Origin of the sequence: Microbacterium aquimaris, assembly GCF_039531285.1 — a bacterium.
GTDB lineage: Bacteria > Actinomycetota > Actinomycetes > Actinomycetales > Microbacteriaceae > Microbacterium > Microbacterium aquimaris.
Genome location: NZ_BAAAPT010000001.1, coordinates 1,269,415 through 1,291,216 on the forward strand (window position 1 = coordinate 1,269,415; position 21,802 = coordinate 1,291,216).

Consider the following 21,802-nt stretch of genomic DNA (forward strand, 5'->3'; position numbering starts at 1 on the left):
CCACCCCGTCAGGCGTCGCCGAGCGCGGCGGTGATCACCGCGCGGGCCTCCTCCTGCACCTGTCGCAGGTGTTCCTCGCCCCGAAGGGTCTCCGCGTACAGCTTGTAGACGTCTTCGGTGCCGGACGGGCGCGCCGCGAACCACGCGCCGGCGGTCTGTACCTTCAGTCCGCCGATTGCCGCGCCGTTGCCGGGGGCGTGCGACAGCTTCGCCGTGATCGGCTCGCCGGCCAGTTCCGTGGCCGTCACCGACTCCGGGGCGAGCTTGCCGAGTGCGGCCTTCTGTTCGGGCGTGGCCGGGGCGTCCACACGCTGGTACACGGACGCGCCGTACTCGGCTTCGAGTTCGGCGTAGCGCTGCGAGGGGGTCTTCCCGGTGACGGCGAGGATCTCGGCGGCCAGCAGGCACAGCAGGATGCCGTCCTTGTCGGTGGTCCACACCGAGCCGTTCTTGCGGAGGAACGACGCGCCGGCAGACTCCTCGCCCCCGAAGGCGACCGATCCGTCGAGCAGGCCCGGCACGAACCACTTGAATCCGACCGGTACCTCCAGGAGGGTGCGGCCGAGGGCGTCGGCGACCTTGTCGATGATCATCGAAGAGACCAGGGTCTTGCCGATCGCGGCGTCCGCGGGCCACTCCGGGCGGTGTGCATACAGATAGTCGATCGCGACCGCGAGGTAATGGTTGGGGTTCATGAGGCCCGCATCGGGGGTGACGATGCCGTGGCGGTCGGCGTCGGCGTCGTTGCCGGTGAGGATGTCGTACTCGTCGCGGCGGGCGACCAGCGAGGCCATCGCCGAGGGGGAGGACGGGTCCATGCGGATCTTCTCGTCCCAGTCCAGGGTCATGAATCGCCACGTCGGGTCGACGTCGGGGTTCACGACGGTCAGGTCGAGCCCGTAGACCTCGGCGATGCGTGCCCAGTAGTCCACGGACGCGCCGCCGAGCGGGTCGGCGCCGATACGCACGCCGGCGGAACGGATGGCGTCGACGTCGATGATGTCGGCCAGGTCGCGCACGTACGCCTCGCGGAAGTCGTACTCGCCGAGGGTCGACTCGTCGAGGTCCTTGAACGGAGTGCGCTTGACGCCGTCCATCCCGGCGGCGATCAGCGCGTTCGCGCGGTCGGCGATCCACCCGGTCGCGTCGGTGTCGGCGGGGCCGCCGTGGGGCGGGTTGTACTTGAACCCGCCGTCGCGCGGCGGGTTGTGACTCGGGGTGACGACGATGCCGTCCGCGCGGCCCGGGTCGTCGGTGGCGCGGGCGGCGTTGTGCACGAGGATCGCGTGACTGAGGGCGGGCGTGGGCACCCACGAATCGCGCGAGTCGCGACGCACATCCACGCCGTTGGCGACGAGGACCTCGACCGCGGTGCGCTCCGCGGGAAGCGACAGCCCGTGCGTGTCGCGGCCCAGGAACAGCGGGCCGGAGATCCCCTGCGCGGTGCGGTAGTCGACGATGGCCTGCGTGGTGGCGAGGATGTGATCCTCGTTGAAGCTCGTCGACAGCGAGGACCCGCGGTGGCCGCTGGTGCCGAACGCGACGCGCTGGGCGGGCACCGATGCGTCCGGCTTGCGGTCGTAGTACGCGGCCAGCAGCTCGTCGATGTCGATCAGGTCGGATGCCTCGGCGGGTGTTCCTGCACGGGTGCTCATGGACCCCATTGTGCCCCGTGAGGCGCGTCTCGGCACCCCTGCCGCGCGCTCCCGCACGCCTCGTGCCCCGACTGTGGAGAACGCGGAGTGCGAGCACACCGGGCGGGACTAGGCTTGCCGCCGTGATGCCCGAGCCCGAATCCGCGCCCGCCCTCCGCCAGTACAGCTACCTCGGGCCGGCCGGAACCTTCACCGAGGCCGCGCTCGCGCAGGTCCCCGAGGCGCGCGGGCAGCGGTGGAAGTCGGTGCACAACGTCGGTGAGGCGCTCGCCGACGTCGTCGAGGGCAGCTCGCATGCGGCGATGATCGCGATCGAGAACTCCGTAGACGGCGGCGTCTCGACCGCGCAGGACGCCCTGGCCACCATCCCGGGTCTGCGCATCATCGGCGAGTACCTCGTCCCGGTCGACTTCGTCCTCGTCGCGCGCCCCGGCGTCCGTCTCGAGGACGTGAAGCTGGTCTCCGCCCACCCGGTCGCGTACGCCCAGTGCCTGCAGTGGCTCAGTCGGTCCCTCCCCGAGCACGCACACATCCCCGCGGCCAGCAACGTGGCCAGTGCACTCGGCATCCTCGAGGGCACCAGCGACGCGGATGCGGCGATCTCCCCGCCGGGGATCCTCGACCACCATGAACTGGACCTGTTGGCCGAGAAGATCGGCGACAACGACAATGCCGTCACCCGATTCGTGCTGGTGGGACGCACCGTCGCGCCGCCGCCGGCGACCGGTGCCGACAAGACGTCGCTGATCGTCGAACTCCCCGATGACCACCCCGGCGCGCTGCTGGAGATGCTCGAGCAGTTCGCCACGCGCGGCATCAACCTGTCGCTGCTGGCATCCCGGCCCATCGGTGATTCGCTCGGCCGCTACCGGTTCGTCATCGACGCGGACGGACATATCCAGGACGAACGGATGGCGGACGCCCTGATGGGGCTGCGCCGGTTCAGCCCCAAGGTGATCTTCCTCGGTTCGTACCCGCGGGCGGACCGCTCGATCGTGCGCTATTCCGAGCGCTATGCCGACGATGTCTTCGTCGAGGCCCGCGACTGGCTGCGGGGCCTGCTGTCGGGCGAACCGGGCGTCTGACCGGTCACGTCCCGTGTGGTGGGGTGCGCACCAGGCGCACCTCACGGATCGGGACACCGTCGACCGTCTGGGTCTTCACAGCGCCGTCGGCGTCGAACCCGTGCCGGCGGTAGAAGGCGCGGGCACGGGGGTTGTCCTCCAGCACCCACAGTGAGGCGGCCTCGTCGCCCAGCGCGGCATCCAGGAGCAGGTCTCCCGCGCCGGTGCCGTAGTCGGCCTCGAGGACGTAGATGGCGTACAGCTCGCGCCGGCCCGGAATCGCGTCGTCGTCGCGGCAGCGGCCCGCGGAGGCGAAGCCGATCACGTCTCCGGCGAGTTCGGCCACCCACACCGCCCCGGCTTCTCCCGGGACCTCGCCGGCGAGCAGTCGCCGCCAGATCGCCGCGCGCTCGGCCACATCCATGCCGTCGAGCACCTCGTCGGGGATGCGTCCGGCGTAGGCCTCACGCCACGACGTGACGTGCACGGCCGCGATCGCCGTGGCATCCGCCGAACGTGCGCGCCGCACCGTGTACTGCTCAGTCACCGCCCGCTCCGGGGCCGGCCGTCTCGTCGAGGTCGTGCGCCCACGTCGGGGCGAGCGAGCGGATCCGTGCACCACGCCACTGCCAGACCGCCCACATCATGGGCCACAGCAGCGCCGCGGTCGGTCCGTCGAAGACGAGACGGTCACGCCACAGCGTGCGGGTCGGGTCGCCGGGCGCCGGGGAGACGGCCATCTGGTGGTCCCAGACATCCAGCGAGGCCAGAGGGCCGGTGAGAGGGATGCCGCTGTCGCGGAAGATGCGCACCGTTCCGCCGGGCTCCGCCACTTCGCGGTGGCTGACGTGGATGAGCTGGCTGCCCAGCGGCAGGGGGCCGGTCTCGAGGGTGACCGGAACGTCATCGCCGACCTCCCACCGCGTCGGAAGATCCGAGGGGACCACCGGGGCCATCGAGACCATGGGGCCGTACAACTCGGCCACCGCACGGGGGGAGTGCAGTGCGCGCCAGGCGGCGTCGGGGTCGCAGTCGATCACGAGTTTCAGCAGAACGCGCATGCTCCATCGTGTCACCGCGTGACGCCTCCGGCGCAAGCCCCCCATCCATCCGTCCCGCAGGCATCCGTGCTTCGGTGGGCGGTGGATGTCGATATGAGGCCCGGATCCGACATCGAGCGGTGAGGGGGCGGGCGCGGAACGGCATCCGACACCGATCGTTTCGCGGTGTGACGGATGCGCCCGCGCGCTCCGCGTGGCGGACGTAGGCTTCTGCGCGTGAGTACACCGTTCGACCAGCATCGCTATCAGGTCCGCCACGAGTGGGGGGCGGCCGGCCTCGCGCGTCTCGCGCCGGCCGACGTCGTCGTGGTCGTCTCGGTGCTCGGTGAGCACGAGGCGGTGCCGATCGCCGATGCGGCCCACGCGGCGGGCTCGCTCGTCCTGCTGGGCGGGCTGCGCAACGCGTCGGCGGTGGCCTCGGCGATCGCCGACGAACAGGCGCTCCGCGGCGCCCGCACCAGCGTTTCGGTCATCGCCGCGGGTGAGGAGACCTCCGCCGGGGTCCGTTTCGCCGTCGAGGACCAGTTCGGCGCCGGCGCAGTCGTCGACGCCCTCGTCCGGCGGGGGATCGACCACACCTCGCCCGAGGCCGCCGCCGCCGGGGAGGCCTATCGCGGACTCGGCCGCGCGGTCCGTCATCTGCTCACCGCCGGGGGAACCGGGCAGAGACTGATCGCCGAGGGGAGACGCGAAGACGTGATGCGCGCGGCCGACCTCGACGCGGGCGACGATCCGCGCGTCTACGCCCCGGCGCTCAGCGTGGCGTCATCGCCGCGAGCCGCGTCGCCGGAGTGATCTCGCGTCGGGTCCATGTCAGCAGGTGGCGTTCGTCGAACCGCGGCGCGCAGGTCGCGCAGGAGGTCGGGCGCGACGTGCGCCGGTGACGGTATGCCACGTGACCCGCGGGACATACGCCCACCCACGGAGCGAGGTCGTCGGCGGTCTCGCCGCGATGCGTCGTGCCGCCGACGTAGCCGAGGTCGCGCGCGATGGCCTTCCAGCGGGGGCCGTGCCCGGCCGCCGCTCCGGCGAGGGCGTGCGCGACTTCGTGGAGCAGCGTCTGATGGTTCGTGTCGTCGTCGTACCGCGCGGACAGGTAGCGCGAGACCGTGATGCGGTGACGGGTGAAGTCACACTGGCCGGCGCGGCGTTTGGCGTTGTCGAAGCCGAAGGTCCACGTCGGATCCAGGTGTGTGGCGATCAGAGCCTCCGCCCAGTGGCGCACACGATGCAGGTCTGACATGCCGGAAGGATAGGACGAACCGACGACACGTCGCGGATCAGCTGGCCACCGCGGTCTGCGCGCGACGACGGTCGCACAGATCGATCGCGAGCAGGACGTTCTGCAGTTGCGACTCCGGGGCTCCGGATTCCTGGCGGAGGAACAGCGTCCGCTTGAAGTCGCTCCGCGCATCCTCGTACTCCGCGGCGTCGAAGCTGACCCGGCCGCGGTGCTGCAGCGCGAACGCCGCGAGTGCCGACCAGCCCTGCCCCTCGGCCTCCTCCGCGCACGTGGTCAATTCTTGGTGGGCCGCGGCGTACGCGCCGCGCGCCTGCACGACCGTGGCGTGGAGGATGCGCGCCCGCAGCAGGTCCTTTCGGGTGCCGGCCATGCGGGCGAAGCGCACGGACTGCTCCGACAGTGTCAGCGCCTCTTCGGTTTCGCCGAGCACCTTCAGCAGCCACACGCGCTCGAGCATCGACACGAGGCTGCGCTGTTCACCGATCTCGGCCAGCCGCTCCTTGCACTGGGCCGGATCGACGATCTCCCGCATCGTGTCGGGGTCGTATCCGTGGATGAAGCTCACCGTCGACTCCCTTCGCGCTTGCGGTTCACCCCACCAGTGTGCCTTCCGGTCGTGCCGGTTCCCGGCGGCCACGCCGATGTGTCGCATCCCTCACCCCGACTCGCGACGCCCACCCGTGCGCCCCACGCGCTCCGCAGTCACGATTTGTGGGCGCGGCGCCGCCGACGTCGGCGTGTCATGACTGCGGAGCGGTGGGGGCGGGGCGACGGAGCGGGGGGATCACCGGTCAAAGAGGCTCGACGAGGGTTTCGGTGACGCCACCGCGTCGGCGTCGGTGGCCGGCAGCGAGCCACGCACGAACGCGTCGATCTCCGCGCCCTCGGCGACCTTCGCCGGGTGCGGCCCGGCGGCCATCAGCCGCGGCAGCCAGGCGGTCGGCAGCGGCGCGGCCGAGGCGGCGACCACGAGGTTGCCGAAACGACGCCCCTTGAGGGTCTGGACCTCCGCCAGCACGATGACGTTCGCCAACACCTCGCGGACCGTCGCGACCTGCCGTCGGGCGAACGCGAGACCGGCCCCGTCGGCGACGTTGATCAGCAGGACGCCGTCCGGGGCGAGGAGGCGGGCGGCCTCCGTGTAGAACTCCACGGAGGTCAGGTGGGCCGGGATCTGCGCCCCGGCGTACACATCCACCACCAGCACGTCGACCTGGCCGACCAGTCCCGGTGGGAAGCGTTCGAGCGCGGCGCGTGCATCCCCGATCCGCACCCGGATGGACGCCCCGCGCGGCAGCGGCAGCCGTTCGCGCACGAGGGTGATCAGCGCAGGCTCCAGTTCGACCACCTGCTGGCGGGATCCGGGTCGGGTCGCCTCGACGTACCGGGGCAGTGTCAGCGCCCCCGCGCCGAGGTGCACGGCGGTCAGGGGCTGCCCCGGGAGCTTCAGCCGGTCGATCACCGCGGCCATGCGCGCGATGTACTCGAAGTGCAGATGGGTCGGGTCGTCGAGGTCGACGTGTGACTGGGGGGTGCCGTCGACGACGAGTTCGTAGCCCGAGGTGTACGGCGACGGTTCGATGGATGCGAGGGATCCGTCGCCGAGGCGCACCGGGGGGTCGGTCTGCTCATCGCGCCTACGGGACATGTTCCCAGCTTGCCCGATACCGGCCCGCAGCCGCCGCCGGTACCGTGAGGGCATGGCTGCCATCGACCTCAACGCCGACCTCGGCGAGACCGTCGACGGGGTTCCGACCGCCGACGACGACGCCATGTTCGCCGTCGTCTCCAGTGCCAGCGTCGCGTGCGGCGGGCACGCCGGCGACGAGGCGTCGATGCGGGCGTCGGTCGTACGGGCGGCGCGGCACGGGGTGGCGGTGGGAGCCCACCCGTCCTACCCCGACGCGGTCGGGTTCGGACGGACGTCATCGACCATGAGCGGCCGGGAACTGCGGGCGACGCTCGACGCGCAGCTCGCGGCGCTCGCCGAGGCCGGCGGTGCGATCCGCTACGTCAAGCCCCACGGGGCGCTCTACCACGCCGTGACCGCAGACGAGGCGACCGCCCGGGTGGTCGCCTCGGCGGTGCGGGCGCTGTCGGACGACATCGGCGGGGACCTTCCGCTCCTGGGTCTCGGTGGTGTCGGTGAGCGGTGTGCCCGGGATGTGGGCCTGCCGTTCGTGCGGGAGGCCTTCCTCGACCGGGGGTACCTGCCCGACGGTTCCCTCGTGCCCCGGCGCGAACCCGGGGCACTGCTGGATGATCCGGATCGGGTCGCCCGCCGCGCCGTCCGCCTCGCCACAGACGGTCGCGTGGAGACGGTCGACGGCACCGTGATCGTCGCCGACGCCGCGTCGCTGTGCGTGCACGGGGACAGCCCCGCCGCGGTGGCGATGGCACGTGCGGTCAGGGCCGCGCTCGATGCGGCCGGCATCGAGGTCCGGGCGCCGTGGTGACACCGACGGCCGCCTTTCGACGCGTGCGTCCGATGGGGGAGCGCGCGGTGCTGGTCGAGGTGCCTACCCTCGCCGATGTCGTATCGCTGCACGCGGCGCTCGCCGCTTCGCCCCCTCCCGGCGTCATCGACCTCGTCCCCGCCGCACGGACCGTCCTCGTGCAGGTCGACCCGGAGGTACTCCCGCCGGCGGCGGCCCGGGACTGGATCGCCGGGCTCACGGGGCGCGCGGTCGACGCGTCGCCGGCGTCCACGGTCGAGCTGGACATCCGGTACGACGGGGCCGATCTCGCCGAGACGGCGGCGTTGCTGGATGTCGACGTCGACGAACTCGTGCGTCGCCACTGCGGTGCCGTGTGGACCGTCGCGTTCACCGGATTCGCCCCCGGATTCGGATATCTCGTGAGCGACGACTGGCCCTTCGACGTGCCGCGGCTGGCCACTCCGCGCACGCGCGTGCCCGCCGGATCGGTCGGCCTGGCCGCGGGATTCACCGGCGCCTATCCGCGGGAGACGCCTGGAGGGTGGCGCCTGGTCGGCACGACCGAGGCGCCGCTGTTCGACCCCGGTTCGGCGGTGCCGGCGCTGCTCGCGCCGGGGACCCGCGTCCGATTCCGGTCGCCGTCGCCGTCGCCGTCGGGCACGTATTCAGGCCAGGAGTCGGCGCCGGTGGCGGCAGGCCGTGCCCGGCGGCCCTCGGCCGTCGTCCAGCCTGACTCGGGGCACGCTCGGGTCGGTGGAGGCCTTGGGTTCGAGGTCATCGAGGCCGGTTTGCTCGCCACGGTGCAGGATCTCGGGCGTCCGGGCCGGGCCGCCCTCGGGGTGGCGCGCTCGGGTGCGATGGACCGCACGGCACTGCGGGCCGGCAACCGACTCGTGGGCAATCCCGAGGGTCGGGCGGGGGTCGAGATCACGATGGGCGGATTCCGCGCACGGGCACACACGCCGTTGTGGTTCGCGGTGACCGGAGGGTGGGGGCCGGTGCGGCTGGACGGGCGCGCCGTCGACCCCTACACCGCGCACGAGTGGCCCGCCGGCAGCGAGCTGCACATCGACTGGGCCACGCACGGGGTGCGGATGATGCTCACGGTGCGGGGCGGGGTCGACGTCGACGAGGTACTCGGCTCGCGCAGCACCGATGTGCTGGCCGGTCTCGGCCCCGACCGGCTGGTCGCCGGTGCGTGGGTGCCGGTTGGGGAGGACCCGGCGGCGCCCATCCCGGTGGCACCTCCCGCGGCGTGGGGTGTGCCCGCGGACGACCTCGAGATCCTCCTCGCCCCGGGGCCGCGCGCCGACCGGTTCACCGACGCCACCCTCGCGGCATTGTTCGAGGCGGAGTGGACCGTCGGCGAGGAGTCCGATCGAGTGGGGATGCGGCTGGACGGTCCCGGGTTGCCGCGTCGCGACGACGGTGAGCTTCCCAGCGAGGGGATGGTCGTCGGCGCGATCCAGGTGCCGCCCAGCGGGCGTCCCACGGTGCTCGGCGCCGATGGGCCCGTCACCGGCGGGTATCCGGTGATCGCGGTGGTGGCGGATGCCTCGTGGGATGCGCTCGGGCAGGCCCGGCCGGGCACGCGCGTGCGATTCCGGCATGCGCGACCGGTGTGAGCTCGCCGTCTCCCCGCCGGAATCGCGCGATTTATACCCCACCACGTCGGTCGGGTCAAGGATCGGCTGGACATGGCGCGTCGCGAGGGGTACAGTCGGTAGTTGCGCTCTTGGATTCCCCCTGCCCTCATATGGTGGTCGGCGGGCCCATGCGCCCCGAGGCTTCGGTCGTCGCGACAACGGCGAGTGGAGGGGGGCGTGGGGAGGTTCATGTGCCCCCGCTTCATCGTGCGACTCGAAGCGGTGTGTGGCTCATGGGCTTCGGGGACGACTGAGCACTCCACCTGACGACAAGGAAACAGGCCCTGCCCGGGCCCACGGAGGTAATCCCCTTGGCTGCTGCGAGCAACGCATCCACCACCACCCCCAAGAACGGACGCGGAGCTTCCCGTCTTTCGTTCGCCAAAATCTCCGACACGCTGACGGTCCCCGACCTGCTGGCGTTGCAGACCGAGTCCTTCGACTGGCTCGTCGGTAACGAGGCGTGGCGTCAGCGCCTCGCCGACGCGCAGGCAGCCGGCCGCACCGACGTCGCCCTTCAGAGCGGGCTCGAGGAGATCTTCGAGGAGATCTCCCCCATCGAGGACCTCTCGGAGACGATGCAGCTGTCGTTCACCAACCCGTACCTCGAGCCGGAGAAGTACTCGATCGAAGAGTGCAAGGAGCGCGGTAAGACCTACGCGGCCCCGCTCTACGTCGAGGCCGAGTTCATGAACCACCAGACCGGTGAGATCAAGACCCAGACGGTCTTCATGGGCGACTTCCCGCTCCAGACCGACAAGGGCACGTTCATCATCAACGGCACCGAGCGTGTCGTGGTCTCCCAGCTGGTGCGTTCGCCCGGTGTCTACTTCGACAAGACGCCCGACAAGACCAGCGACAAGGACATCGTCTCCGCGCGCATCATCCCCAGCCGCGGTGCATGGCTCGAGTTCGAGGTCGACAAGCGCGACCAGGTCGGCGTGCGCATCGACCGCAAGCGCAAGCAGTCGGTCACGGTGTTCCTCAAGGCGCTCGGTCTGACCAGCGAGGACATCCTCAACGAGTTCGCCGGGTTCCCCTCGATCGAGGAGACGCTGGAGAAGGACACCATCCTCACCAAGGAGGATGCGCTCCGCGACATCTACCGCAAGCTCCGTCCGGGTGAGCAGGTCGCCGCCGAGGCCGCCCGTGCGCTTCTGGACAACTTCTACTTCAACCCCAAGCGGTACGACCTCGCCAAGGTGGGTCGGTACAAGATCAACCGCAAGCTGGGTCTCGAGGGTGAGCTGAGCGACTCGGTGCTGACCGTCGACGACATCGTCGCGACGATCAAGTACCTCGTCCGGCTGCACCGCGGTGACACGACCTTCACCGGCATGCGTGCCGGCCAGGAGGCCGAGATCCGCATGGACATCGACGACATCGACAACTTCGGCAACCGTCGTATCCGCGCCGTCGGCGAGCTGATCCAGAACCAGGTCCGCACGGGCCTGTCCCGCATGGAGCGCGTCGTCCGCGAGCGCATGACCACGCAGGACATCGAGGCGATCACGCCCCAGACCCTGATCAACGTGCGCCCCGTCGTGGCCGCGATCAAGGAGTTCTTCGGCACCTCGCAGCTGTCGCAGTTCATGGACCAGAACAACCCGCTCGCGGGTCTGACCCACAAGCGCCGCCTGTCGGCGCTGGGCCCCGGTGGTCTGTCGCGTGAGCGCGCCGGCGTCGAGGTCCGTGACGTCCACCCCTCGCACTACGGCCGCATGTGCCCGATCGAGACGCCGGAAGGCCCGAACATCGGTCTGATCGGTTCGCTCGCGTCGTTCGCGCGCATCAACGCGTTCGGCTTCATCGAGACGCCGTACCGCAAGGTCGAGAACGGTCGTGTCACCGACGAGATCCAGTACCTCACCGCCGCGGAGGAGGACGACTTCATCGTCGCCCAGGCCAACGCGCCGCTGAAGGCCGACGGCCACTTCGAGGAGACCCGCGTCCTGGCCCGCTCGAAGGGCGGAGAGGTCGAGCTGGTCCCCGCCGAGGACATCGGCTACATGGACGTCTCGCCGCGCCAGATGGTCTCGGTCGCGACCTCGCTCATCCCGTTCCTCGAGCACGACGACGCCAACCGCGCCCTCATGGGTGCGAACATGCAGCGTCAGGCCGTGCCGCTGCTGCGCAGCGACTCGCCTCTCGTGGGTACCGGTATGGAGGGCTACGCCGCCGTCGACGCCGGAGACGTCATCACCGCGCAGAAGCCGGGTGTGGTCATGGAGGTCTCGGCCGATGTCGTGACCGTGCAGCTGGACGAGGGCGGCACGCAGGACTACTACCTGCGCAAGTTCGACCGCTCGAACCAGGGCACCAGCTACAACCAGCGCGTCGTCGTCTCGGCGGGGGAGCGCATCGAGGCCGGTGAGGTCATCGCCGACGGTCCCGCAACCGAAAACGGTGAACTGGCGCTCGGGAAGAACCTCCTCGTCGCGTTCATGACGTGGGAGGGCCACAACTTCGAGGACGCCATCATCCTCAGCCAGGACCTGGTGAAGGAGGACACCCTCTCGTCGATCCACATCGAGGAGTACGAGGTCGACGCCCGCGACACCAAGCTCGGCAAGGAGGAGATCACCCGAGACCTCCCCAACGTCAGCCCGGACCTGCTGAAGGACCTCGACGAGCGCGGCATCATCCGCATCGGCGCCGAGGTCCGCCCCGGCGACATCCTCGTCGGCAAGGTCACGCCCAAGGGTGAGACCGAGCTGAGCGCCGAGGAGCGTCTGCTGCGCGCGATCTTCAACGAGAAGAGCCGCGAGGTGCGCGACACGTCGCTGAAGGTGCCCCACGGTGAGCAGGGCACGATCATCGCCGTCAAGGAGTTCGACGCCGAGGAGGGCGACGACGAGCTCGGCTCGGGCGTCAACCGCCGCGTCGTGGTCTACATCGCCCAGAAGCGCAAGATCACCGAGGGCGACAAGCTCGCCGGCCGTCACGGCAACAAGGGCGTCATCGCGAAGATCCTCCCCGTCGAGGACATGCCCTTCCTCCCGGACGGCACGCCGGTGGACATCGTCCTGAACCCGCTCGGTATCCCCGGTCGAATGAACTTCGGTCAGGTGCTCGAACTGCACCTCGGCTGGATCGCCAAGCAGGGCTGGAAGGTCGAGGGAACCCCCGAGTGGGCCGCCAAGCTGCCGGAGCAGGCCCGCGAGGCCGCCCCCGGCACGAAGGTCGCCACCCCGGTGTTCGACGGCGCGTTCGAGTCGGAACTGGTCGGTCTGCTCGACTCGACGCTCCCGAACCGCGACGGCGACCGGATGATCGACTCCAGCGGCAAGACGCAGCTGTTCGACGGGCGTTCGGGGGAGCCGTTCCCGGCACCGATCTCCGTCGGCTACATGTACATCCTGAAGCTGCACCACCTCGTCGACGACAAGATCCACGCGCGCTCGACCGGCCCGTACTCGATGATCACCCAGCAGCCGCTCGGTGGTAAGGCGCAGTTCGGCGGTCAGCGTTTCGGTGAGATGGAGGTGTGGGCCCTCGAGGCCTACGGCGCCGCGTACGCGCTGCAGGAGCTCCTCACGATCAAGTCCGACGACATCCTCGGCCGCGTCAAGGTGTACGAGTCGATCGTCAAGGGCGAGAACATCCAGGAGCCCGGCATCCCCGAGTCCTTCAAGGTGCTCATGAAGGAGATGCAGTCGCTCTGCCTGAACGTCGAGGTCCTCTCGGCCGACGGCACGGCGGTCAACCTCCGCGACACCGATGACGACGCCTTCCGCGCGGCGGAGGAACTCGGCATCAACATCTCCACCCGGTTCGAGTCCTCGTCGATCGACGAGATCTGAACCCGGCCAGGCAACTTTTCTGAGACACAGGAGAACTAGTGCTCGACGCAACAACTTTTGACGAGCTTCGCATCGGCCTGGCCACCGCCGACGACATCCGTCGTTGGTCGTACGGTGAGGTCAAGAAGCCCGAGACCATCAACTACCGCACCCTGAAGCCCGAGAAGGACGGTCTGTTCGGTGAGCAGATCTTCGGACCGAGCCGGGACTGGGAGTGCTCGTGCGGCAAGTACAAGCGCGTCCGCTTCAAGGGCATCGTCTGCGAGCGCTGCGGCGTGGAGGTCACCAAGTCCTCCGTGCGCCGTGAGCGGATGGGTCACATCGAACTGGCCGCCCCGGTCACGCACATCTGGTACTTCAAGGGCGTGCCCTCGCGCCTGGGCTACCTGCTGGACATGGCACCGAAGGACCTTGAGAAGGTCATCTACTTCGCCGCCTACATGGTCATCTCGGTCGACGAGGAGGCGCGTCACCGCGACCTCCCGACGCACGAGAACAACCTCCGGCTCGAGATGAAGAACCTCGCCGACCGTCGCGACTCGCGCATCGCCACCCGCCTCCAGAAGCTGGAGGAGGAGCTCGCGACGCTCGAGGAGGAGGGCGCCAAGGCCGACCAGAAGAAGAAGGCCAAGGACGCCGCCGAGAAGGAGATGACCTCGATCCGCAAGAACGCGGACGACTCCATCGCCAAGCTCGAGCGCGTGTGGGAGGAGTTCCGTACGCTGGAGGTCGGCTCGCTGAAGGGCGAGGACGAGATCTTCCACGAGCTGCAGGACCGGTTCGGACAGTACTTCGAGGCCTACATGGGCGCCGAGTCGATCCAGCGCCGCCTGTCGGCGTTCGACCTGCAGGCCGAGGCCGACAGCCTCCACCTGCAGATCGCCGAGGGTAAGGGCCAGCGCAAGATCCGCGCGATCAAGCGACTCAAGGTCGTCAACTCGTTCCTGCAGACGGGGATGAACCCGTCCGCGATGGTGCTCGACGTCGTCCCGGTCATCCCGCCGGAGCTTCGTCCGATGGTGCAGCTGGACGGTGGCCGCTTCGCGACCTCCGACCTCAACGACCTCTACCGCCGCGTGATCAACCGCAACAACCGTCTGCGTCGGCTGATCGACCTCGGTGCCCCCGAGATCATCGTCAACAACGAGAAGCGGATGCTGCAGGAGGCCGTCGACGCCCTGTTCGACAACGGTCGCCGCGGTCGCCCCGTGACGGGAACCGGAAACCGCGCCCTGAAGTCCCTCAGCGACATGCTGAAGGGTAAGCAGGGTCGGTTCCGCCAGAACCTGCTCGGAAAGCGCGTCGACTACTCGGGCCGTTCGGTCATCGTCGTGGGGCCCCGTCTGCAGCTGCACCAGTGTGGTCTGCCCAAGCAGATGGCCCTCGAGCTGTTCAAGCCGTTCGTCATCAAGCGTTTGATCGACCTGGGTCACTCGCAGAACATCAAGGCCGCCAAGCGGGCCGTAGAGCGCTACCGTCCCGAGGTGTGGGACGTGCTCGAGGAGATCATCCGCGAGCGTCCGGTGCTGCTGAACCGTGCACCCACGTTGCACCGTCTGGGTATCCAGGCGTTCGAGCCGCAGCTGGTCGAGGGTAAGGCCATCCAGCTCCACCCCCTCGTGTGTGCCGCGTTCAACGCCGACTTCGACGGGGACCAGATGGCTGTCCACCTGCCGCTGTCGGTCGAGGCACAGGCTGAGGCCCGCGTGCTCATGCTCGCGTCGAACAACATCCTCAAGCCGTCGGACGGCCGCCCGGTGACCCTGCCGTCGCAGGACATGATCATCGGTCTGCACCACCTGACCACGGTCATCGAGGGCGCCACCGGCGAGGGCCGTGTGTTCGGTTCGGTCTCGGAGGCGATCATGGCCAAGGACGAGGGCACCCTCGACCTGCAGGCCAAGGTCCGCATCCGCGTTCCGGGGCTCACCTTCCTCGAGGGTGAAGCGCCCGAGGGCTACGACCAGCACGGTCTGCTGGACGCCTCCCTCGGCCAGGCGATCTTCAACGACGCCATGCCCAAGGGCTACCCGTTCGTGCGCGAGCAGGCCGACAAGGGCAAGCTGTCGCAGATCGTGAACAAGCTCGCCGAGGAGTACCCGAAGGTGGAGGTCGCCAAGACCCTCGACCGCATCAAGGACGCCGGCTTCTACTGGGCGACCCGCTCGGGTGTGACCGTGGCGCTGAGCGACATCCTCACCCCGCCCGAGAAGGGCGAGATCGTCGCGAAGCACGAGAAGCAGGCCGCCAAGGCGCAGTCGCAGTTCGAGAAGGGCCTCATCACCGACGCGGAGCGTCGTCAGGAGCTCATCCAGATCTGGACCGAGGCGACCGACGAGGTGCAGAAGGCGATGCGCGCGCACTTCCCGGAGTCGAACACCATCAACCGCATGGTGTCCTCGGGCGCCCGTGGTAACTGGCTGCAGATCCGCAACATCGCGGGTATGCGAGGCCTGGTGAACAACCCCAAGGGCGAGATCATCCCGCGTCCGATCATCTCCTCGTACCGCGAGGGTCTGTCGGTGGCGGAGTACTTCATCGCCACCCACGGTGCCCGTAAGGGTCTGGCCGACACGGCGCTCCGTACCGCCGACTCGGGATACCTCACGCGTCGCCTGGTGGACGTCTCGCAGGATGTCATCATCCGTGAGGACGACTGCGGCACGTCGAAGGGTCTGGAGTTCGTCATCGCCGCGCCCGGCTCGGACGGTGCGCTCGTGCGCGACCCGAACGTCGAGAACTCGGTGTTCGCCCGCACCCTCGCCGTCGACGCCGTCGACGCGAAGGGCGAGGTCGTCCTCGAGGCCGGTTCGGATGTCGGCGACCCCGAGATCAACCAGCTGATCGAGGCCGGTGTCGAGAGCATCAAGGTGCGCTCGGTGCTGACCTGCGACTCCGCCGTCGGCGTGTGCGCGCAGTGCTACGGTCGCTCGCTGGCCACCGGTTCGCTGGTGGACATCGGCGAGGCGGTCGGCATCATCGCGGCCCAGTCGATCGGTGAGCCCGGTACCCAGCTGACGATGCGTACCTTCCACACGGGTGGTTCGGCGTCGGCGGATGACATCACGCAGGGTCTGCCCCGCGTGCAGGAGCTGTTCGAGGCCCGCACCCCGAAGGGTGCCTCGCCGATCGCGGAGTCCGATGGACGCATCACGATCGACGAGACCGAGAAGAGCAAGAAGGTCATCCTCACGCCCGACAACGGCGACGAGCCGCACGTCTACCCGGTGCTCAAGCGCGCGACGCTGCTGGTCGAGGACGGCCAGCACGTCACGGTGGGCCAGCCCCTCCAGGTCGGTACGCTCGACCCGAAGGAGATCATGCGTGTGCAGGGCGCCCGCGAGGTGCAGAAGTACCTCGTCGGCGGCGTGCAGGGTGTGTACCGCTCGCAGGGTGTGCCGATCCACGACAAGCACATCGAGGTCATCGTCCGCCAGATGCTGCGGAAGGTCACCGTGGTCGACCACGGTGACACCCCGCTGCTGCCCGGTGAGATGGTCGACTTCAAGCGCTACCAGCAGATCAACCGCGAGGCCGTGACCCAGGGGCAGCGTGCCGCATCGGGTCGCCCGGAGCTCATGGGGATCACCAAGGCGTCGCTGGCGACCGAGTCGTGGCTGTCGGCCGCGTCGTTCCAGGAGACCACGCGCGTGCTGACGCAGGCGGCGATGGAGGGCAAGAGCGACCCGCTGGTGGGCCTGAAGGAGAACGTCATCATCGGAAAGCTGATCCCGGCCGGTACGGGACTGGCGAAGTACCGCAATGTGACGGTCGAGGCCACGGAGGAGGCGAAGAGCGAGCGGTACCCCAACCGCATCTTCGCGTCCGACGGTGCGTACAGCGACAGCGACCTGAGCTACGTCGACTTCGACAGCTTCTCGACGGACGACTTCAGCGGCAACTACAACTGAGTCGCCTCCGGCGCGAACGACGGGCCCCGGCAATGCCGGGGCCCGTCGTCGTGTCGACGTACGGTGGAAGGCGGCGACGGAAGGGGACAGGGATGGCGCGGACAGGCGGACGGAGCCTGTGGTTCGCGGTGCCCATCGGGGCCCTCTGTCTCGCCGTGGTGATCGGGCTCGGCTGGTTCGCGGCGCCGCTCGTACCCGGCGTGGTGGGTTTCGTGGGGGATGCGTTGCGGTTCGGCAGTGAGCAGAACGTCGACCCGGAACCGACGACTCCCCCCGCGCAGTCGGTGACGGCCGAGGAGGACGTCGACATCGATTGCCGCGCCCTCTACCCGAACGATCTGTGGGGGGAGGTCCTGTGGAGCCCGGACGCTCTGCTGTCGCAGAGCGCGGATGCGCCGGCGACCGCCGTGGAGGGCCTCACCGACGTGCTGTCGCCCGATGTGGCCGTCACGTGCGCCTGGCGCTCGGAGGGCGGCACGCTGACGACCAGCCTGTCGGGGGTCGGTGAGGACGCGGTGACGGTGGCGGATGCGGCGCTGCGGGGTCAGGGGTTCGCGTGCGAGACCGATGAGTCGTCCCTCACCTGTGTGCGGACCTCCGGCGACCAGGTCGAGACGCACACGATCCGTGACGGTGTGTGGCTGGTGAGCGTCGAGACCTCGTGGCATCCCGAAGACTACGCCGCGCGGGTCGCCGCGCAGGTGTGGGGGTGACTCAGTCGTCCCAGATGGCGGCGATCACCGACGCGGTGTAGCCGTCGGGCGCGAGGTTGGAATACCTCGTGTCGATCATCAGATCGGCGCGCCAGAAGAGGGTCCTTCCGTCCGTGACCGGGTAGTCCGGATTCTGCCAGGTCTTCTCACAGCGGGTTCCCCCGTCGGGGGTGTAGCACGTGAAGCCCTCGTCCTCGACGAGCGTGTTGAGCTGGTCGAGGGCGGGCCCTCTCGAGATCCGTTCGATCGTGGTCACCAGGCTCGTCGTGTCCGACCCGGGATCGGCCCAGATACAGGTCAGCGAACCGTCGGCCTGCACCCCGCTCGGTCCGAACGCCGGGTCGTTGAGCGGGATCCCGTACAGCTGGGCCTGTACGTCCGCGTCGACGAGGGCGAGGCAGTCGGTCGGGATCTCCGCTGCCGCTTCGGCGGTGGGGCTGGGGGTGGCGTCGGGCGTCATCGACTCGACGGGTGAAGGCAGCCCGGTGACGTCCTTCTCGCTGACCGTGGGGACAGGCGTCTCCGCCGGGTCGGGCGCGCACGCGACCAGACCGGCGACGGTCAGCACGGAGACGACCGCGAGGGCGGTACGGCGGGTGCGCGGTCGCATCATGCTGACACCCTAAGCCCGCGTCCCCCGTGCCGGGGTGAAGATCCGCGTGGGACCGCCTGACGCAACGCCCGGCACGCCTGCGGTCCAGTCGGCCTCCCCCGCGATATCTTCGCTTCGGTGGGGATCGTCCCCGCGTGAGGAGTGCGATCACGATGAGTGACCCGAAGTCGTCGTACGGTGAGCCGGTTGAAGAGCCGGGCCCGGTGGATGACGTGGTCGGGCAGGCCAACGCCGGCCTCGCCGACGCCGAGGCCGCCCGTCGCGAAGAGGCCGACGCGGATGCCGCGAGCGACCCCGCGCCGGAGGAGGCCGCGCCCGCCGCGGAGGAGTCCGTCTCGGAGGACGCCGCCACCACGGCCTACGCCGCCCCGGTGGAGGAGCCCGTGGTCTCCGCCGCCGAGCCCGAGCCTGCCCCCGTGACCGACGCCGCCGCGCCCGTGTCCGGAGAAACGCCCTACACCGAGCGTTCGTATGACGTGCCCTCGTGGGCCGAGGAGACCGAGACCTCTTCGGTCGAGGCGGAGCCCGCATACGCCGCCCCCGCGCCGAGCCCGCAGCCCATCTTCGTCCAGGCGCCCGAAGCGCCCCGCCCCCGAGGCAACCGCGCCGCCGCGGGCGCGATCGGGGTCCTCGCCGCCGTCACCTTCGCCGTGCTGTACCTGGCCGCGTGGCTCGGGTTCGGTGCGATCGAGGGGACGGTCACCGTCGAGAACGTCGGGACCGTCGCCCTGGAGGCTCTGGGCACCGCCGCGCTGTGGGTTCCGGTCGTGGTGTTCTTCCTGTCGTTCTGGTTGCTCGGCGCCGTCATCAACCGTGGTCGTTGGGGTGCCTGGGTGATCTTCGGGCTCCTGGTGGGCCTCGCCGCCTACGGGGGCCACATCCTCGGACAGCTCTTCCAGGCGCCCTTCTGGCTGCTCACCGCCCGGGAGGGCGCGGAGCTTGTCGAGGGACAGCTGCTGGCACCGCTCGCGATCGTCGCCTTCGTGCTCGGGCGTGAGCTGACGATCTGGTACGGCGCCTGGGTCGCCTCCCGCGGCAAGCGCGTGACCGAATTGAACACGGAGGCGCAGCGCGAGTACGAGCGCACCCTCGAGGCCGGACCGCAGCTGGTCCGTCCCTGAGACGAAGACCGTGAGCGCGACGCCCGGCGCACCAGACCCGTCCGGATCCGGCGGGGGCGCGGTGCGTCCGGGCGTCGCGGTCGTCTTCGCCACCGTCGGCGACGTCGCGCTGTTGATTTTCGGATTGGGCATGACGAGCCTGATCACCGACGAGTCGGTGATCGCGACGCCCGGTCTCGGGCAGTCCCCCGGCGCGGTCGCGGTGACCGCCTCGGTCGGCGCGTTCGCGCTGAGTCTGTTCACCGTCGTGCGCCGACGCGACCCGTCGTTCGTGTCGGCGCTGTGGGTCGGTCTGGCCACCGCGCTGGCCTACCTCGCCGCCCTGTGGGTGACCGTCCTCCTCGTCGGAGCGGGCCTCGGGACCGCGACGGCGGTGTCCGCCCGCGTCGCGACGACGGGGTTCGGTGCCGTCGTGGTCGGCGCCGCCCTCGTCTCGGGGTGGGCGGGGATCGCCCTCGTGCGCACGCGCTCCGCACGACCGCGCTGGTCGTGGGAGGAGGAGGACGATGCGTGAGCGGCCAGACCCCGTCGGATCGGGCGGGGAGGGCTACCGTGGAAGGGTGGAGCGGTCGCTCGAGACCCAGGTCAGCCAGGCGGTGGACGCCTGGTTGCGATGGTTGCCGCGCTGGGAACCGGCCACCCACCGCGGCAGGGTGGCGCCGTGTCGCCGCTGCTTCGGATCGCCGGTGCTCTCCGCCGCCGGCCTGGGAGCCGACGTCCCCCATGGTGTGCAACACGGGTTGTCGACGCGGATCAAGACGATCGTCGATCACGCCGTCGCCGACTACACCGCGCGCAACCTCCCCATGTTGCAGGCCGAGCTGGATCAGCAGGCCGCCCGCAACCGGGCGCGCAGCTACCGGCCGGCGGAAGATCTCGATCCGGAGTTCGAGGGGTTGCCGTTGGATCCCGACCCCGTTCCGGGTGCGCCGTTCCTGTTCACGATCGCGGGCCTGGCCGAAGAGGTCGACGCCGACATCCCCGCCCTGCCGCCGTTGAGCGACGAGGCCAAGGCCGCGTTGCGTCAGGAGGTCGCGCTCGCCGACGACTACGCCAACATGGTCGGCCGCGAGGTGTGTTCGATCCTGTTGCACTCGCGCCTGCGCATCCAGGCCGCGGTGGCCGAGCTCGTCGAACCGCAGATCGAGGCGATGCTCGAAGAGCTCACCCGATCCTTGGACTCACCCTTCGGCGACCAGCCCCCGCTGGCCTGACCCGCACCTCATCCCGCCGAACAGCCCTCCCGCGCCGATCCCACCCCGAAGCGACCCCCGGAAGGGGCGGTCTCGGCGGGAAGGGGCGGATTCGCGGTGGGGCGATGGGGCGGCGGGGCGGCGGGATGCGCCCGGGTCTGCTTGTTAGCATGGGCGGGCGCTCGCGCCTGAGAGTCGGGGGAGGAACGGTGGCCGCTCGCCTGCCTTCTTCGCCGCCGATCCTGCCGGGTCTCGCCTACATCAGACCGCTGGGATCGGGCGGCTTCGCCGACGTGTTCCTCTACGAACAGGACATGCCGCGGCGCGACGTGGCCGTCAAGGTGCTCCCGAGCGATGTGCGCGAGGCCGATCTGCGGCGGATGTTCAATGCGGAGGCGGATGTGCTCGCCCGCCTCTCGGCGCACCCGTCGATCGTCACGGTCTATCAGGCGGGGATCTCGGCGGACGGGCGTCCGTTCATCGTCATGGAGTTCTGCCCGGGCTCGCTGTCGCAGCGGTACCGCGTGGAACGCATGCCCGTGGCCGAGGTGCTCACGATCGGGGTGCGGATGGCATCGGCGCTCGAGTCCGCCCACCGGGCCGGTCTGGTACACCGCGACGTCAAGCCCAGCAACATCCTCGTGACCACCTTCGGCACGCCGGTCCTGGCCGACTTCGGCATCTCGTCGTCGTTGATCGGGACGCAGGCTGACGAGGTGCTGGCGATGTCGATCCCGTGGTCGGCGCCGGAGGTCGTGGCCGAGGAGACGGCCGGGACGATCTCCAGCGAGGTGTGGAGTCTCGGGGCGACGGTCTATTCGTTGTTGGCCGGTCGCTCGCCGTTCGAGCGCCGGGAGCGCGGGCAGAACTCCAAAGACCTCCTGCGTCGCCGCATCGCCCGGGCGACGTACACCCCGATTCCCCGCAACGACGTCCCGGATGCGTTGCAGGACGTGTTGGCGCGGTCGATGAGTCGTATTCCCGCACAGCGATATGCTTCGGCTCGAGAGTTCGCCGAGGCGTTGCAGGACGTGCAGCGCAGCCTGGGGACCTCACCCACGGCGTTGGAGATACCGGCGGCGGAGTGGGCGCCCGGATCCGTTCCCATCGACTTCGCCGACAGCGGGTTGCGCGGCCCCGCGCGCACCCAGGTCGCCCGCGAGGTGCGTCGCAAGACGAAGCCCCGGACGGGGGTGGCCGCTCTCGCGCGCGACGAGGACACCGAGTTCACCTCACCCGAGCAGGCGCGGCGTCGCATGGTGCCGTGGGCGGTGGCCCTCGCCGCGGTCGCGGGCGCCGTCGGCGTGGTCGCCTCGCTCGTGGTCGCGGGGGTGATCTGAG

Annotated in this window: 18 protein-coding genes; 11 read left to right on the top strand and 7 right to left on the bottom strand. The window is 69.9% G+C overall.

Annotated elements, in window-relative coordinates; genetic code table 11:
* Positions 1-8: 8 nt before the first annotated feature.
* Complete coding sequence (gene pgm / locus ABD204_RS05910; protein ID WP_194423730.1) at positions 9-1,655, bottom strand: phosphoglucomutase (alpha-D-glucose-1,6-bisphosphate-dependent); 1,647 nt, start codon at positions 1,653-1,655, stop codon at positions 9-11.
* A 125-nt stretch (positions 1,656-1,780) separates the two neighbouring features.
* On the opposite strand from pgm, the gene pheA reads away from it, so the two are divergent.
* Positions 1,781-2,740, top strand: a complete 960-nt coding sequence (pheA, locus tag ABD204_RS05915) for a prephenate dehydratase (protein ID WP_194424253.1) — start codon at positions 1,781-1,783, stop codon at positions 2,738-2,740.
* A gap of 4 nt (positions 2,741-2,744) precedes the next feature.
* Here pheA and ABD204_RS05920 read toward each other — a convergent pair whose 3' ends face one another.
* The gene (locus ABD204_RS05920; protein WP_194423731.1) at positions 2,745-3,266 is read right to left on the bottom strand and encodes a GNAT family N-acetyltransferase; all 522 of its coding nucleotides are present in this window, start codon (positions 3,264-3,266) and stop codon (positions 2,745-2,747) included.
* Positions 3,259-3,780: a hypothetical protein gene (locus tag ABD204_RS05925; RefSeq protein ID WP_194423732.1), complete on the bottom strand. Its 522-nt coding sequence runs from the start codon at positions 3,778-3,780 to the stop codon at positions 3,259-3,261. The genes ABD204_RS05920 and ABD204_RS05925 overlap by 8 nt, the downstream gene beginning before the upstream one ends.
* A 216-nt stretch (positions 3,781-3,996) precedes the next feature.
* On the opposite strand from ABD204_RS05925, the gene ABD204_RS05930 reads away from it, so the two are divergent.
* Positions 3,997-4,575, top strand: coding sequence for a 2-phosphosulfolactate phosphatase (locus tag ABD204_RS05930; protein ID WP_322597522.1), 579 nt, complete (start codon positions 3,997-3,999; stop codon positions 4,573-4,575).
* On the opposite strand, the gene ABD204_RS05935 is transcribed toward ABD204_RS05930, so the two are convergent.
* From ABD204_RS05935 to ABD204_RS05945, 3 genes are all read right to left on the bottom strand, one after another.
* Positions 4,535-5,023, bottom strand: a complete 489-nt coding sequence (locus ABD204_RS05935) for a SprT-like domain-containing protein (RefSeq protein WP_194423734.1) — start codon at positions 5,021-5,023, stop codon at positions 4,535-4,537. The two genes, ABD204_RS05930 and ABD204_RS05935, sit on opposite strands and share 41 nt — an antisense overlap.
* Positions 5,024-5,060: 37 nt before the next feature.
* On the bottom strand, positions 5,061-5,588 hold the full coding sequence (locus ABD204_RS05940; RefSeq protein ID WP_194423735.1) for a hypothetical protein: 528 nt from the start codon (positions 5,586-5,588) through the stop codon (positions 5,061-5,063).
* 219 nt (positions 5,589-5,807) lie between these two features.
* Positions 5,808-6,671, bottom strand: a complete 864-nt coding sequence (locus tag ABD204_RS05945; RefSeq protein ID WP_194423736.1) for a spermidine synthase — start codon at positions 6,669-6,671, stop codon at positions 5,808-5,810.
* Positions 6,672-6,723: 52 nt separating this feature from the next.
* Here ABD204_RS05945 and pxpA point away from each other — a divergent pair, with 52 nt between their 5' ends.
* From pxpA to ABD204_RS05970, 5 genes are all read left to right on the top strand, one after another.
* Positions 6,724-7,479: a 5-oxoprolinase subunit PxpA gene (gene pxpA / locus ABD204_RS05950; RefSeq protein ID WP_194423737.1), complete on the top strand. Its 756-nt coding sequence runs from the start codon at positions 6,724-6,726 to the stop codon at positions 7,477-7,479.
* On the top strand, positions 7,473-9,086 hold the full coding sequence (locus ABD204_RS05955; protein WP_322597523.1) for a 5-oxoprolinase subunit B/C family protein: 1,614 nt from the start codon (positions 7,473-7,475) through the stop codon (positions 9,084-9,086). Before pxpA ends, ABD204_RS05955 begins: the two co-directional genes overlap by 7 nt.
* A gap of 332 nt (positions 9,087-9,418) precedes the next feature.
* Positions 9,419-12,910: a DNA-directed RNA polymerase subunit beta gene (gene rpoB, locus ABD204_RS05960; RefSeq protein ID WP_194423738.1), complete on the top strand. Its 3,492-nt coding sequence runs from the start codon at positions 9,419-9,421 to the stop codon at positions 12,908-12,910.
* 38 nt (positions 12,911-12,948) lie between these two features.
* On the top strand, positions 12,949-16,821 hold the full coding sequence (gene rpoC / locus ABD204_RS05965) for a DNA-directed RNA polymerase subunit beta' (protein WP_194423739.1): 3,873 nt from the start codon (positions 12,949-12,951) through the stop codon (positions 16,819-16,821).
* Between the two features lie 92 nt (positions 16,822-16,913).
* Positions 16,914-17,534: a hypothetical protein gene (locus ABD204_RS05970; RefSeq protein ID WP_194423740.1), complete on the top strand. Its 621-nt coding sequence runs from the start codon at positions 16,914-16,916 to the stop codon at positions 17,532-17,534.
* Position 17,535: 1 nt separating this feature from the next.
* Here the strand turns inward: ABD204_RS05970 and ABD204_RS05975 are convergent, their stop codons facing one another.
* Positions 17,536-18,147 (bottom strand): hypothetical protein, encoded by a 612-nt coding sequence (locus tag ABD204_RS05975; protein ID WP_241747783.1) that lies wholly within the window; start codon positions 18,145-18,147, stop codon positions 17,536-17,538.
* A 152-nt stretch (positions 18,148-18,299) separates the two neighbouring features.
* On the opposite strand from ABD204_RS05975, the gene ABD204_RS05980 reads away from it, so the two are divergent.
* From ABD204_RS05980 to ABD204_RS05995, 4 genes are all read left to right on the top strand, one after another.
* Positions 18,300-19,268, top strand: coding sequence for an ABC transporter (locus tag ABD204_RS05980; RefSeq protein WP_194423741.1), 969 nt, complete (start codon positions 18,300-18,302; stop codon positions 19,266-19,268).
* 10 nt (positions 19,269-19,278) lie between these two features.
* Entirely contained in the window at positions 19,279-19,782 is a 504-nt protein-coding gene (locus ABD204_RS05985) for a hypothetical protein (RefSeq protein ID WP_194423742.1), read from the top strand.
* A 46-nt stretch (positions 19,783-19,828) separates the two neighbouring features.
* Complete coding sequence (locus ABD204_RS05990) at positions 19,829-20,482, top strand: spermidine/putrescine ABC transporter substrate-binding protein (RefSeq protein WP_194423743.1); 654 nt, start codon at positions 19,829-19,831, stop codon at positions 20,480-20,482.
* Between the two features lie 188 nt (positions 20,483-20,670).
* A complete protein-coding gene (locus ABD204_RS05995) occupies positions 20,671-21,801 on the top strand; it encodes a serine/threonine-protein kinase (protein WP_194423744.1) in 1,131 nt (376 codons plus the stop codon).
* Position 21,802: the final 1 nt, after the last annotated feature.

Excerpts from the sequence above, each read along its gene's own strand:
- ABD204_RS05935 (WP_194423734.1), bottom strand. The coding sequence starts at position 5,023 with ATGTCAGACCTGCATCGTGTGCGCCACTGGGCGGAGGCTCTGATCGCC.
- ABD204_RS05945 (WP_194423736.1), bottom strand. The coding sequence starts at position 6,671 with ATGTCCCGTAGGCGCGATGAGCAGACCGACCCCCCGGTGCGCCTCGGC.
- pgm (WP_194423730.1), bottom strand. The coding sequence starts at position 1,655 with ATGAGCACCCGTGCAGGAACACCCGCCGAGGCATCCGACCTGATCGAC.
- ABD204_RS05970 (WP_194423740.1), top strand. The coding sequence starts at position 16,914 with ATGGCGCGGACAGGCGGACGGAGCCTGTGGTTCGCGGTGCCCATCGGG.
- ABD204_RS05925 (WP_194423732.1), bottom strand. The coding sequence starts at position 3,780 with ATGCGCGTTCTGCTGAAACTCGTGATCGACTGCGACCCCGACGCCGCC.
- pheA (WP_194424253.1), top strand. The coding sequence starts at position 1,781 with ATGCCCGAGCCCGAATCCGCGCCCGCCCTCCGCCAGTACAGCTACCTC.
- pxpA (WP_194423737.1), top strand. The coding sequence starts at position 6,724 with ATGGCTGCCATCGACCTCAACGCCGACCTCGGCGAGACCGTCGACGGG.
- ABD204_RS05980 (WP_194423741.1), top strand. The coding sequence starts at position 18,300 with ATGAGTGACCCGAAGTCGTCGTACGGTGAGCCGGTTGAAGAGCCGGGC.
- ABD204_RS05975 (WP_241747783.1), bottom strand. The coding sequence starts at position 18,147 with ATGATGCGACCGCGCACCCGCCGTACCGCCCTCGCGGTCGTCTCCGTG.